This is a genomic window from Bradyrhizobium sp. MI1.7 (assembly GCF_055811795.1).
This window is the reverse complement of sequence record NZ_JBVVPO010000116.1, coordinates 1-13,645: the sequence shown is the minus strand read 5'-3', so window position 1 is coordinate 13,645 and position 13,645 is coordinate 1. Positions and strand designations below refer to the sequence as shown.

The window sequence follows — 13,645 nt, the reverse complement described above, 5'->3', positions numbered from 1 at the left end:
CCCCCCCCCCCCCCCCCCCCCCCCCCCCCCCCCCCCCCCCCCCCCCCCCCCCCCCCCCCCCCCCCCCCCCCCCCACACACCCCCCCCCCCCCCCCCCCCCCCCCCCCCCCCCCCCCCCCGCCCCCGCGCTCTACTTATATAAATACTAATTCCAAATCTGATGATTGAGGGACCATTGCGCCCCTCCCGCACTTCAAGCCATCGACTGCGCTTGTTAGTCGTCCGCCCCGCAAATGATGGGGTCGCGAATGACTACATATCTCAGAACGACGGCAGGATTGATCGGCGGCGCGCTGCCGCTGTTGGCAGGCCTGATGGATGCGGCGCCGGCCGAGGCGCAATCATCGTCGCAGGAATTGCCCGCCGTCGTGGTCGAGCAATCGTCGCGGCCGGCAGCGCGCACACGTCCGTCTCCCTCCCGTCAGGCCGCACAGGCGGCAAGCCGCCGTCGCCAGGCCGAGCGCGCACCATCGAACGCCGATACACAGGCGGCCGGCGCGAGCACGGGCGCGGAGACCGCGACAGGCCCCGTCCGCGGCTACGTCGCGACCCGCAGCGGCACCGGCACGAAGACCGATACGCCGCTGCGTGAGACACCGCAGTCGATCACCGTGGTCACCGCCGACCGCATCATCGACCAGGGCGCGACCACCGTTCAGGAGGCGCTGCGCTATGTCCCCGGCGTGTTCGCCGACGCCTACGGCGCGGACTCGCGCGGCGACTATCCGCGCATCCGCGGCCAGGACCCAAATATCTATCTCGACGGCGCCCGCATGGTGAACACCAACAACTTCAACGAATGGCGGCCGGAGCCGTACACCCTGGAGCGCATCGAGGTCTTGCGCGGCCCCTCTTCCGTGCTCTACGGCGACACCTCGACCGCCGGCCTGTTGAACCTGATCTCGAAGCGCCCGCAGGCCGAATCCGCCAACGAGATCGGCGTGCAATATGGCAGCTTCAACCGTAAGCAGGTGCAGCTCGACTCCACGGGAAAGCTGACCAAGGACGGCGAGTGGCTCTATCGCTTCATCGGCGTATACCGCGACAGCAACACGCAGACCGATTACGTCAAGGACGGCCGCATCGTGCTCGCGCCATCACTGACCTGGCGGCCGACCAACAACACCAGCTGGACGGTGCTCGGCACCTATCAGAAGGACACCACGGGGTCCTCCACGGCCTTCCTGCCGCATGAGGGCACATTGTTTGCCGGCCCCAACGGCTACATTCCGGTGCGGCGCTTCGCCGGCGAGCCCGGCTTCGACCAGTACCAGACCGAGACCGGCGCGATCAGCAGCCTGTTCGAGCACAGCTTCAGCGACAGTCTGAAGATCCGGCAAAACCTGCGTTACGCCCATGTCGAAGGCATTTACCGGTCGACGTGGCCGGACCTGAACTTCGTCGATCCAAGCGATCCGAACTATCCATTTCTCGACGCCAGCCGACGCTCCGTGGCGCGCAGCGTATGGAGCCGCGAGACGGTCAAGGACAACCTGACCTCGGACAGCAATGCCGAGCTGAAATTGCACACCGGACCGGTCGCACACAAAGTGTTGTTCGGCACCGACTACCGCGAGTTCAGGGAGCACGCGCAATCAGGCTTCACCACAGACCCGACGCCGTTCGATCTCTACGCGCCGGTCTACCGCGGCGTACCCGCGCCGACGATGTCTCCCGAACCGGATCTGCGCCAGACCCAGCTCGGTATTTACGCTCAGGACCAGTTGCGCCTCGGACCGTGGCTCGCCGTGCTTGGGCTGCGCCACGACTACGTCACCAGTAACACGCAGGCCTCGCCGGTCGAAAACTACCAGGCGACCACCGGCCGCGCCGCCCTGATGTACGAGCTGCCATTCGGCGTCACGCCTTACGTGACCTATGCGCAGTCGTTCAACCCGGTGTTCGGCAGCGGCGTCTGCGCCACGGTGTGCGCGCCGCAGCGCGGCGAGATGGTGGAGCTCGGCTTCAAGTACAATCCGACACCGGGCAATGCGATCAACGGCGCGATCTTCGACACCACCGAACGGAATCGGCTGGCCAGCGACCCCGATGATGACCGCTTCTCGATCCAGACCGGGAAGGTGCGCATCCGCGGCGCCGAGCTCGAGGTGCTGGCGCGCGTCACGCCGGAGCTCGACCTGATCGGCGCCTATACCTATCTCGATGCCCGCGTGGAAAGCGGCGACAATTCCGGCAAGCATGTCGAGACCGTGCCGGATCACCAGGCCTCGCTCTGGGCGAAGTACCGTCTGTCCCTGCTCGGCCTGCCCGGCGTCACGCTCGGCGGCGGCGTGCGCTACATCGGCACCTCCTGGGACGGCACCGACACCCTCCGCACACCCGACTATACGCTGTTCGACGCCATGGTTCGTTACGAGACCGGTTCCTGGCGGCTTCAGGTCAATGCCAGCAATCTCTTCGACAAGCGTCACCTCACCACGTGCCTGGCGCGCGGCGACTGCTTTCTCGGAATCGGCCGCACGGTGCTCGGCAGCGTGACGTACAAATTCTAGCCACGACCGCTACGTCATGCTGCCGGGCATGAAGCAGCGCACGCGCGGATGGCCGTCGACATAGTGCTTCCACACCATGGTTCGACCGATCTTGTTCGGCTCGGTGATCACGGCACCGTCGGGCACGACGACCCATTCGTCGTCGATGCGCACGCGGTAGTGGCCGCGATCGGATTCCCAGTCGACGTCGGCTATGACGTAGCCGTCGGCATCCGAGCAGCATTGCCCGTATTGGCTGTGCAGGCTCTCGAACCAGGGTTTTAGCGGCGAGTTGGCATAGCGGCCGTCGTCGCGCGCCAGCGCCGAGGTCGCAAGCAGCGCCATCGGCCCCAGCAGCGCCGCCGCACATAGTCTGGCAAGTCGCATATCGTCTCCGCGGATCGCAATCAGCGCCGCGAGGGACAGACACCGCCGTCCGCCTTCCGCACGGTCGCGGCAGGCGTGGAGACGGCGACTCGCTCCCCAGCGGCTTTGCGACAGCTATGCAAATCCGGCGCCAGCGCGCATTCCGGGGAACTACGGCCGCACGGCGTTGCCCCGGCCGGCGCGCACGTCCTGCATGTCCAACGCGTCGGCAATTTGCCGCAGCTGTTTTGGAGGCTTTCCTTGTTCCGCGAGGACGTGTACGAAACGGCCGCGGACGCGGGCCGCATCTTTTAATCAACTGTTTCAATTAGAGAAATCAGGTGTTGGCGTGACTGGCATTGGACCGTCAGCGCTATGAGTTCGAGAGAGTTGCTTCCTGGCCAGCAGGATTCGACCGACTTGCCCGCAAGCGAAGTGCAGTTTGCGCTCGTGATTTCGCGCATGCTCGAGACGGTGAAGGACGACGCGGACGCCAGGCGGCAGATGGTCTACGACCTTGCCCGCTACAAGCTCCAGGAGCAGTTCACCTACGCCGACGCCAGGAACATCGACCAGATGAAGCGGGCGCTCGAGGTCGCAATCGAGGAGGTCGAAAAATTCTCGCGCGACCAGGCGCCGCTGGAGCGCTTGCCGTCACAACAGCTCACGTCGTCAAAGGCGACCGAGACAGGCGGTCTCCTGGTGTCCGGCGACGCGACCGTTTTGCGATCGAGGATCGAGATATCCCGCAGCAAGCTGCCTGCGATCTCGGGCCCGCTTCTACCGGTGATCAAGCGTACGGCGGCCATCCTGCTTGCCGTTGGCGCCGTCATCCTGATCGTCTCGCAGCGAGACAACATCGCCGCGCTGCGCCGGCAGATTTCGTCCCAGGCTCAGGAGATCGCGCAGGTATCGCCCAAGCCGGAGACGACGATCACGGTCGCCAAACCGGAAATGATCACCCCCGCCCCGCCTCCCCCGACGCGCGTATTGCCAACCGACTACGGCATCTACGCATTGATCGACGACAAATCGCTGGCGGAATTGAATGCGACCGGCGTGATGGCGCCGGACATGCGCATCGCGATTTCACCGGAGTTCAAGAAGCCCGATCGCCCGCATCTGCCGAACGGCCGCGTCAAATTCATCGTGTTTCGGCGGGACGCCGCGAACGTGATCCCCGAGCGCGTCGAGGTTCGGGTCGTCGCGAAGATCGCCAGGGAGTTTTCGACCGACGCTGCAGGCAAAAATCTGGGCGGCGGAGAAGATGTCGGGGTGATCCGAAACTTCTCCTATCCGTTCCGGGTGTCGCCGATCCCGGGGAAGCCCGAGATGTACGAGCTTCACACCGGCGATTCAGGGCTCGAGCTTGCGCCGGGACATTACGTCCTGAGCCTGGGACCGCAGGCCTATTATTTCCAGGTCGACGGCGAGATCACCGATCCCCGGCAATGCCTCGAGCGGGTCGTCGCCGGCAACGGCACGTTCTACGCACCTTGCAAGAAGGCACGGACGTATTGACGGTCGTCAAGACCGTCGCTGCTGAGGCAGGCCCGAGCCACACACTCAACTGTCATCGCCCGACTTGATCGGGCGATCCAGTATTCCAGAGACAGCGCGAGGATACGGAGGGGCCGCGACTCCCCGCTTGCCGCCTACGCTGAAGCTTCGGCGCCCCTGGACTGAAGCCCCGGCGAAGCCTTGGCGTAGCCGGGTCGCGGGAATGACAGCCGCATGTGAGGCAATGGTCGAGACGACAGCGGACGCGCAGAGAACCTACTGCTTCGGCGCCGGCGCCATCATCGCGCCGCCCTTCTTCGCCGCGGGCGCGGGCGCCGGCTTCGTCGTCGCGGCGGTCGCCTGTGCCGGAAGATATTTGGCGACGATGGCAGGATCGACCTGGGCGATGTAGGCGTCGGGAAGACGCTTCCAGGTCTCGTCCTTGCCGAACAGGGAAATGCCGAGGAAGCCGCGCATGGTCAGGGTCTGGCCATCCGGGCTGACCGACATCTTGGCCTTCCAGATGTTGCCGTCGCGTGGATTGACCACGTTGCCGCCGTCATACTTCAAGCCGTCGCGCTTCATGTCGCGGATGAAGGAGAGCCCGAGCACCGGCGCGTTCTTGCGATCATCCGTGCATTTCGCACAGACCTCATTCGGGTCGTCGCCGGGGCGCGGAAAGGTTTTTGCGATCACGCCTTCGAAGACGCCGTTGTGGTCGACGAACAGAAACCATCCCACCGTCTTGCCGTCCTCGATCTTCTGCCAAAGACCCGCGGCGGTTGGCTGCTGCGCCTGTGCGGCAGCCGGTTTCACCGCGCCTGGCGTCAAAGCAAGAGCGAGCGCGAGGAGCGACAGCAGCCGAGAGCTGGAAAAGAGAGTCCGCATTATGATCACCTTGCTAAGCCGCCACTGCAATGGCCGCAGACTACGGCGATTTCGCGAACGGTTCCAGCACCAGAAACATGGGGCATTGCCTGCCGAACCCGGTGCCGTCAGTTGACACCGAGCTTCTTTTGCAGACTGGAGGACGAGGTCGTGTACTGGAACACGAGCCGCTTCTCCGGATAGACGTAGCGATGGGCTTTTTGCGCCATCAGCGCGCCCTCGTGGAAGCCGCACAGGATCAGCTTGAGCTTGCCGGGATAGGTGTTGATGTCGCCGATGGCGAAGATGCCGGATACGTTGGTCTCGAACGCGGACGTCTCGACCGGCACCAGATTGTTCTCCAGCGCGATGCCCCAGTTCGCGACCGGACCGAGCTTCATGGTCAGCCCGAAGAACGGCAGCATGGTGTCGCAGGAAATTTCGCTCACGCTGTTGTCGTTGCCCTTGACGGTGGCGCCGGTCAGCTTGCCCTCGGTGCCGGAGAGCGCGGTGACCTGCCCGAGCCGCAGATCCATCTTTCCGTCGGCCACCAGCGCGCGCATCTGCTCGACGCTGTGGGGCGCGGCGCGAAAATCGTCGCGCCGGTGCAGCAGCGTGATGAGCTTGGCGAGCGGATGCAGATTGAGCGTCCAGTCGAGCGCGGAATCGCCGCCGCCGACGATCAGAACGCTCTTGTCGCGGAACGTCTCCATCTTGCGCACGGCGTAGTGCACCGAGGTGCCTTCATAGGCCTCGATGCCCGGCACCGGCGGGCGCTTGGGCTGGAACGAGCCGCCGCCGGCCGCGATCACCACCACCTTGCATTCGAACACCTTGCCCGCGTCGGTGGTGCAGCGAAACAGGGGATCGCCGATCTTCTCCACCGTCTCCACCATCTCGCCGAGATGGAAGGTCGGATGGAACGGCTTGATCTGCTCCATCAGCGCGTCGGTGAGGCCCTGCCCCGAAACGTGCGGAATGCCGGGAATGTCGTAGATCGGCTTTTCCGGATAGAGCTCGGCGCACTGGCCGCCGACCTTGTCGAGGATGTCGATGAAATGCGCCTTCATGTCGAGAAGGCCAAGCTCGAAGGCGGCGAACAGACCACAGGGGCCGGCGCCAATAATCAGCACATCGGTTTTTATCACGTCGCTCATGTCGTCTCTTTATCGATCGTTATCGGTTGGACGCCGCCCAGCGGGCAGAAGTGACCCTGCCTGTCTAGCCAACGGGGATGGATCAGGGAAGGCATAAAAGCGGGAGCGCCCCGCAGCCGCGCCCACTTGCCGGGTCAGTATAACTGGGCTGTAACGGGAAGCGATATGACGGAGATCAATCGGTGAACGCACCAAGCCGCCTCGATACGACGCCGCGCCTGGAGGACTATCCCTATCGTCTCGGCGACAATGTCCGCTTCGGCGATCTCGATCCGAACCAGCACGTCAACAACGCGGTCTACGCCACTTATTTCGAGACCGGCCGGGTCACGCTGATGAAGAGCCCGGAATACGGGCTGACGCCGCCGGGCCTCGCCTGGATCATGGTGCGCCTCGACATCCATTTCCGCGCCGAGCTGCACTGGCCGAACACGATCGAGCTCGGCCTCGGCGTGGTCAAACTGGGACGGACGTCGGTGACCTTCGAACAGGTCGTGTTTTCGGAAGGAAATTGCATCGCTTCGGCGATGTCGGTCGGCGTCATGCTCGACGAGGCGACGCGGCGGCCCGCACCGCTCACCGCTGAGATCATCGAGAAGCTCAGACCCTGGCACAAGCGCGGTATCGTGGTCGCGCCGCCGAGCATCTAGTATAGTGAGGGACGATCAGGCCTGCCGTTCCGGCGTCGCCACGACGAGCCCGTCGAGTTCGTCGGAGACCTTGATCTGGCAGGACAGCCGCGAGTTCGGGCGCACGTCGAAACCGAAATCGAGCATATCTTCTTCCATGGGCGTCGGGCTGCCGACCTTCTCGCGCCAGGCTTCGTCGACATAGACATGGCAGGTTGCGCAGGCACAGGCGCCGCCGCATTCGGCCTCGATGCCGGGAATGCTGTTGCGGATGGCGGCTTCCATCACGGTCGCGCCGTTCTCGACTTCCACCGTACGGGTTTCGCCCTTGTGGTCGACAAAGTTAATCTTGGCCATGTGTGCTCGTGCTGCCGCGATGTTGCGAATGAAGGAGGGTCCGGGCTGTCCTATAACGGGTCGATCCGCCCGGCGCCATAGGGTTTTGAAGCGACGTGAATCCCGCTTCGCAGGAAGAAAACGCGTCAAAACAAAAGACTAGAGCGCGGTTTCTCGCCTTGTCGCCCTAGGGCTTCAGGATCGCCTCGATGGCGGCGCGAGCCTCGGTCACCGCCTCTTTCAACGCGGCGAAGGCGTGGGGCTGGCCATGGCCGGTCCGGACCGCGGTCTCCAGGCTGGCCGCGGCATCGGCCACCGAAAAGGCGCCGATTCCGCGCGCGGAGCCCTTGAGCTTGTGAGCGAGTGCGCCGGCCTCGGCCGGCAGTGCTGCCATCGCCGCGACCAGGCGGACCGCCTGCTCGGCGAACATCGCGAGCACTTCCTGTTCCAGCTCAGTGTCCCCGAGCGTCATGCGCGCGAGGTGATCGAGGTCGAGCGGGCTGTCGATGGGTGCAAGCGGGGGCGAAGGCATCCAGTCCATCCGTTGCAGTTCAGGCGTCATGGCGCAGGCCCCGGCATCGCGCGATGTCCGCCGATCCGGCGGTCAAGTTCCTCCCACCGAAGCATGGAAATGGTTAACGAAGTGTTTGGGCCGTTTTACGCAAATCCGCCCGTTTATTGACGAAAAGTTGCCGCAATCCGGCGAGTCCGGTGGAGAATTCCATTTATTGCTAAGGCGTTACGGCGCTATCCTGTTAACGATGATTAAGATTGTCTTAATCCCGGGCATTTCATTCGCGACGCTCTGCCAATAGGATGTTGGGAGAAATTAGCGGACAAGCCGTCCGGGTGGGGACGGCTGGGAATCCGCGTAAGCGGCATGATCCGGTCTGTGGGCTTGCGTAGCGCGCTGGGCTCGCGGGAGGACGCGTACAAGTAACGAGGGCTCGGACTGAACATGGCGAACACTCCGAAAAAGGTCAAAGACCCGACAGAAGTTGCGCTTTCTGCGATCCAGGAAGCCCTGAACATCAGCGACACGGCCGCGGACACCAGCCGCAACGCCTCGATGCGCAACGAAACGTCGGCTCCGGTGGGGCCGCCGGCTCCTCCGATCTTCGACGAGTCGACCTTCGAGCCGCGTCCTGCCGCCAACGAGCGCGCCACCGTGTTCGATACGATCGAGGAGCCGCGCACCTCGCGCCGCGCCGCCAACGACGACCGCGAGACCATCGGCCAGTTGCTCCAGGCGCTTCAGAAGGGCCGCCCTGCCCGCAGCGTCTACACCTTCGCCACCATCTTCGCCGGCGTCTGGCTCGCAGCCTGCGCCGCGCTCACCGTCGGCTTCCTGCCCTCGATCCAGGCTGCCATGGGCCAGAGCGGCGGCGTGCTCGTCATCGCCGGCCTGATCGCGATGTTCTTCGCGCCGATCATGCTGTTCTACTTCCTGGCGAGCCTGGTCTGGCGCGGCCAGGAAATGCGCATGATCGCGCAGGCGATGGCGCAGGTCGCGATCCGCTTCTCCGAGCCCGAGGGCTCGGCGTCCGATTCCATGGTGACCGTCGGCCAGGCCATCCGCCGCGAGGTCGCGGCGATGGGCGACGGCATCGAACGCGCCATCGCGCGCGCCGGCGAGCTCGAGACGCTGGTCGCCAACGAGGTTGCGGCGCTCGAACGCGCCTATTCCGACAACGAAGTGCGCATCCGCTCGCTGCTCCAGGACATCGCGCACCAGCGCGACAATCTGGTCGGCCAGGCCGAGCAGGTCCGCAGCGCCATCTCCGGCGTGCAGATCGATCTGCGCCACGACATCGCGCTGATCTCGGACGCGATCGCCTCGCGCGTCGACGAGGTCGCCAAGAGCATCACCGGCGCACTGGAAGAGCGCGGCGCCCACATCACCGGCGCCCTGAGCAACGCCGGCGACAACATGATCCTCGCGCTCGGCGAGCGCGGCGGCGACCTGCTCGACCGCCTCGAGGAGGCCAGCAACGAGACCACGCGCGCCGTGCTCGACGCCAGCGAGCGGCTGACCACCAGCCTCAACTTCAAGACCGGCCACGTCCACGACGAGTTCGTCGACCTCGCCGACCGCGTCCACGAGATGCTGAACGAGCGTATCGACCGCATCACCGGCGAGTTCGAGCAGCGCTCCGCCGCCATCGTCGACGGCATCTCCGAGCGCACCGAGCAGGTGCACGACAGCCTGAAGAATTCGTCGGACTCGCTGCTGCTCGAGCTCGAGCTGCGCTCCAACGACCTCTCCGCCAAGATCGACGATGCCGGCAACCGGCTCGCCGGCCACATCATGACCTCCGGCGACAAGGCGAGCGAGGCGCTCGACGCCACCGTCAACACCCTCGTCGCCAAGGTCGTCAGCCAGACCGAGACCGCGCACGACTCGCTGTCGCTGCAGATGAGCGCGTTCGACGAGCTGGTGAAGAACCAGGGCACCGAGCTGGTCGAGAAGTTCGCCCGCGACTCCGGCACGCTCGGCGCGCTGATCACCCGCCACATCTCCGAGTTCGACCGCACCGTGAAGACGTTCGGCGGTGATATCGTCGATCGCATGGGCCAGCGCACCCAGGACATCGCCGAGAGCCTGAAGACCTATGTCGACAATTTCGATACCCGCTTCACCTCGAACGGCGGGGCGATCACGGCCGTGCTCGACCAGCGCCTGGTGCAGTTCGAGACCACGGTCGGCGAACGTGTCACCAACCTCGACGCCTCGCTGAACGACAAGATCGTCAGCCTCGACGGCACGATCGAAGGTCACATCAAGACCTTCGACGACCAGCTCGTCGGCCGCGTCGCCGCGCTCGAGCAGTCGTTCGACACCCGCGCCAAGTCGGTGACCGAAACCATCGACGGACGCCTCAACACCCTCGCCTCGTCGCTGACCGACGGTGCCGCGCAGGCGATCCAGTCGATCGACTCCCGCCTCACCCACCTCACGACGTCGCTCACTGACGGCGCATCGCAGGCCATCGAGACGATCGATACGCGCCTCAACTATCTCGCGACCTCGCTCACCGATGGCGCATCGCAGACCATCCAGTCGATCGATACGCGGCTGACGCACCTCACGACGACGCTCTCGGGCGGCGCCTCGCAGGCGCTCGAATCCATCGACACGCGCCTCACCTACCTGACGACTGCGGTGACGAACGGCGCCTCGCAGGCCGTGCAGTCGATCGACACGCGCCTCACCCTCCTGACCTCGACGCTCACCGACGGCACCGCGCAGGCGATCGAGGCGGTCGACCGCCGCATCACCGGCGTCGCCGAGATGATCGACGGCCGCAGCACGCACCTGACCGACACGGTCACGGCGCGCTTCCAGGACATCCACCAGGCCATCGAGACCAAGGTCGGCTCGGTCGCCAACGACATCGACGTGCGCGTGGCGCAGTTCGAGGACCTGCTCGGCTCGCGTGTCGAAGCCGTCGCCGGCCGCATCGAAAGCAGTGGCCGTCAGGCCAGCGAGGACATGATGTCCCGCGCCGAGATGATCTCGACCGCGATCCGCTCGCATGTCGAGGATGCCGAGCGCTCGCTCACCAACCTCGTCGTCAACACCAGCGAAACGATCCAGACCGGTGCGCGTACCGCCCAGCAGTCGCTGATGACGGTCTCCTCCGACGTCAACGCCCAGCTCAAAATGACCTCCTCCGAGGTCGAGCGCGCGCTGACCGCGGTCGGCACCGGTGCTGCGAACTCGATCCTGAGCAGCGCCCGCGAGGCTCAGTCGACCCTGGTCGCGGCCTCCGGCGATGCCTCCAACCAGATCAAGGGGCTCGCGGTCGACGTCGAACGCACGCTGTCGGCGGCCGGTTCTGCCACCGCAGCCTCGATCCTGGCCGGCGCCCGCGAGGTGCAGACCACGCTCGTCACGGCGTCTTCGGACGCGGCCAACCACGTCAAGACGCTCACCGCCGACGTGCAGCGTTCGCTGTCGCTGGCCGGCGCCACCACGGCGGAATCGATCACCGTCGGCGCCCGCGATGCGCAGAGCGCGCTGATCGCGGCCTCGACCGAGACCGCCAACCAGATCAAGGCGCTGTCCTCGGACGTGCAGCGCTCGCTCTCGATGGCCGGCACCTCGACGGCCGAGATCATCATGACCGGCGCCCGCGAAGCCCAGACCACGCTCGTCAATGCGTCCTCGGATGCGGCGAGCCAGGTCAAGTCGCTCGCGGTCGACGTGCAGCGCTCGCTCTCGATGGCCGGCACCTCGACGGCCGAGACCATCATGACCGGCGCCCGCGAAGCCCAGACTACGCTCGTCAACGCGTCCTCGGATGCGGCGAGCCAGGTCAAGTCGCTCGCGGTCGACGTGCATCGGTCGCTCTCGCAGGTCGGCCAGTCGACCGCCGAGACGATCACGACCAGCGCCCGCGACGCCCAGAGCACCCTGCTCTCCGTCTCGGCCGAACAGACCAGCCAGGTCCGTTCACTGGCGGCCGAGATGCAGCGCGCGCTGGCGACCGCCGGCGGCGCCACCATCGAGGCGCTCACCAGCGGCGTGCGTGAGGCCCAGGGCGCGCTGATCACCGCCTCGACGGACGCGGCAAGCCAGATCAAGTCGCTGACCACGGACATCGAGCGCACGCTGACCTCGGTCGGCGCCGACACAGCCTCGACCATCCTCAACAGCGCGCGTGAGGCCCAGACTTCCCTGACTTCGACGTCGGCGGATGCCGCAAGCCAGATCCGCACGATCTCGACCGAGATCGAGCGCGCATTGAGCACGGCGACGACGAACGCCACCAACGACATCCAGACCAGCGCGCTCAACGCCCAGAACGCGCTGATCAACGCCTCCAACGAGGCAAGCTCGCGCGTCAAGTCGAGTTCGTCCGACGTCGAGCGTTCGGTGCTCGCCGCCAGCAGCAGCTTCGGCCAGGCCATGACCGGCAAGACCGACGAGATCGTCACCTACGTGCAGCAGCAGGCCGACCGTCTGTCGAACATGATCGACGCCAAGCGCGGCGCGCTGGTCGACGCGATCGGCTCGAAGACCAGCCAGCTCACGCTCGACATCGACCGCGTCACCTCGGATGCGCTGAAGTCGATCGAGACGCGCGGCCATGCGTTCTCGCAGACGATGATGGGCAACGGCTCCGAAGTCGCCCGCACCATCAACGCGGCGAGCGAGATGGCCACCGGCGCGGTCGGCAAGTCGCTCAAGGACCTCGAGCAGGCCTCCCGCTCGGCGATCGACCAGTCGCGCCAGGTCTCGATCGCGGCCGTCACCGAGATGCAGGAGACCAGCAAGATCCTGCGTACCGATACGGTGGCCCTGTTCGAGCGTCTGCGCGAAGGCAACATCCTGCTCCAGGAGGTGCTGACCGGTGCGCACGACAACCTCAACTCGCTCGAGCGGGCGCTGGTGACGCGCGTCGCCGACTTCGTCTCGGCGATGAACGACGTCACCTCGCGCAACGGCGCTGCGACGCAGAACCTGGAAGACCAGCTCAACGTCTTCAATACGAAGACCACGCGGGCGCTGCAGGACCTCGGCGAGCTGTCGACCCAGTTCGACGCGCACGGCAAGGCGCTGGTCGAAGCCGCGCAGGTGGTCGAGGTGAGCAACAAGAACACCACCGCTTCCCTCGCCGAACGCAAGCAGGCGCTGGAATCGCTGGTCACGACCATCGACCTGCGTACGGCCGATCTCGACCAGCGTCTGTCGCGCTTCACCGGCCTGCTCGATGAATCGCTGGCCGCCGCCGAAGAGCGTGCCCGCGACATCGCCCGCGTCGTCGCGGAGACCGCCGGCGCAGGTTCCGCCGCGATCACCCGCCAGTTCGAGGCGGTGCGCGTGGCGTCCGAGGAGGAGCACCGCCAGACCATCGAGGCCATGCACGACATCTACCGCCAGACCACGGACGAGGCGGATACGATGTTCAAGCAGTCGACCGAGAAGTTCACCAACCTCGTCTCCAGCATGAAGCAGATGGCGTTCGAGATGCACAACGAGCTCGAAGCCACCCGCAACGAGCTGCGCCGCGGCGTGCTCGAGATGCCGCAGGAGGCCGCCGAGAGCACTGCGCAGATGCGCAAGGTGATCGTCGACCAGATCGAGGCCCTCGCCGAGCTCAACCGCATCGTGGCCCAGCATGGCCGTGGCCTCGACGTCTCCACGACGGGCCGCGCCAGCGCGCAGCGCCAGGAAGAGCCGTTGCTGGCAGCCGTCGGCACGCGCAACACCGAGACCCGGGGGGGGGGGGGGGGGGGGGGGGGGGGGGGGGGGGGGGGGGGGGGGGGGGGGGGGGGGGGGGGGGGGGGGGGG

At 65.8% G+C, this 13,645-nt stretch carries 9 protein-coding genes; 4 read left to right on the top strand and 5 right to left on the bottom strand.

Features of this window, described 5'->3' with window-relative positions; all coding sequences use genetic code 11:
- Positions 1 to 248 precede the first annotated feature (248 nt).
- A complete protein-coding gene (locus tag AC0L3X_RS44515) occupies positions 249 to 2,513 on the top strand; it encodes a TonB-dependent siderophore receptor (protein WP_231142332.1) in 2,265 nt (754 codons plus the stop codon).
- Between the two features lie 9 nt (positions 2,514 to 2,522).
- Here the strand turns inward: AC0L3X_RS44515 and AC0L3X_RS44510 are convergent, their stop codons facing one another.
- Positions 2,523 to 2,879, bottom strand: a complete 357-nt coding sequence (locus AC0L3X_RS44510) for a hypothetical protein (RefSeq protein WP_028158285.1) — start codon at positions 2,877 to 2,879, stop codon at positions 2,523 to 2,525.
- 399 nt (positions 2,880 to 3,278) lie between these two features.
- Between AC0L3X_RS44510 and AC0L3X_RS44505 the strand changes: the two genes are divergently transcribed.
- Positions 3,279 to 4,379, top strand: coding sequence for a hypothetical protein (locus AC0L3X_RS44505; RefSeq protein WP_283017066.1), 1,101 nt, complete (start codon positions 3,279 to 3,281; stop codon positions 4,377 to 4,379).
- Between the two features lie 255 nt (positions 4,380 to 4,634).
- On the opposite strand, the gene AC0L3X_RS44500 is transcribed toward AC0L3X_RS44505, so the two are convergent.
- On the bottom strand, positions 4,635 to 5,246 hold the full coding sequence (locus AC0L3X_RS44500; RefSeq protein WP_231142334.1) for a DUF2147 domain-containing protein: 612 nt from the start codon (positions 5,244 to 5,246) through the stop codon (positions 4,635 to 4,637).
- A 107-nt stretch (positions 5,247 to 5,353) separates the two neighbouring features.
- A complete protein-coding gene (locus tag AC0L3X_RS44495) occupies positions 5,354 to 6,382 on the bottom strand; it encodes an NAD(P)/FAD-dependent oxidoreductase (protein WP_473317489.1) in 1,029 nt (342 codons plus the stop codon).
- A 182-nt stretch (positions 6,383 to 6,564) separates the two neighbouring features.
- Here AC0L3X_RS44495 and AC0L3X_RS44490 point away from each other — a divergent pair, with 182 nt between their 5' ends.
- A complete protein-coding gene (locus AC0L3X_RS44490; protein ID WP_231142336.1) occupies positions 6,565 to 7,032 on the top strand; it encodes an acyl-CoA thioesterase in 468 nt (155 codons plus the stop codon).
- Positions 7,033 to 7,047: 15 nt separating this feature from the next.
- Here the strand turns inward: AC0L3X_RS44490 and AC0L3X_RS44485 are convergent, their stop codons facing one another.
- Positions 7,048 to 7,368 carry a 2Fe-2S iron-sulfur cluster-binding protein gene (locus AC0L3X_RS44485; protein WP_014493954.1) on the bottom strand — a complete coding sequence of 107 codons (321 nt, stop codon included), beginning with the start codon at positions 7,366 to 7,368 and terminating at the stop codon, positions 7,048 to 7,050.
- Positions 7,369 to 7,534: 166 nt separating this feature from the next.
- A complete protein-coding gene (locus AC0L3X_RS44480; RefSeq protein ID WP_283017067.1) occupies positions 7,535 to 7,909 on the bottom strand; it encodes an Hpt domain-containing protein in 375 nt (124 codons plus the stop codon).
- Positions 7,910 to 8,305: 396 nt separating this feature from the next.
- Here AC0L3X_RS44480 and AC0L3X_RS44475 point away from each other — a divergent pair.
- Positions 8,306 to 13,645: apolipoprotein A-IV repeat region-like domain-containing protein (locus AC0L3X_RS44475; RefSeq protein WP_473317488.1), on the top strand; the 5,340-nt coding region annotated here is incomplete at its 3' end.

Bases quoted from the DNA above. Each gene is read 5' to 3' on its own strand.
- AC0L3X_RS44515 (WP_231142332.1), top strand. From the start codon at position 249: ATGACTACATATCTCAGAACGACGGCAGGATTGATCGGCGGCGCGCTG.
- AC0L3X_RS44510 (WP_028158285.1), bottom strand. From the start codon at position 2,879: ATGCGACTTGCCAGACTATGTGCGGCGGCGCTGCTGGGGCCGATGGCG.
- AC0L3X_RS44500 (WP_231142334.1), bottom strand. From the start codon at position 5,246: ATGCGGACTCTCTTTTCCAGCTCTCGGCTGCTGTCGCTCCTCGCGCTC.
- AC0L3X_RS44495 (WP_473317489.1), bottom strand. From the start codon at position 6,382: ATGAGCGACGTGATAAAAACCGATGTGCTGATTATTGGCGCCGGCCCC.
- AC0L3X_RS44485 (WP_014493954.1), bottom strand. From the start codon at position 7,368: ATGGCCAAGATTAACTTTGTCGACCACAAGGGCGAAACCCGTACGGTG.
- AC0L3X_RS44480 (WP_283017067.1), bottom strand. From the start codon at position 7,909: ATGACGCCTGAACTGCAACGGATGGACTGGATGCCTTCGCCCCCGCTT.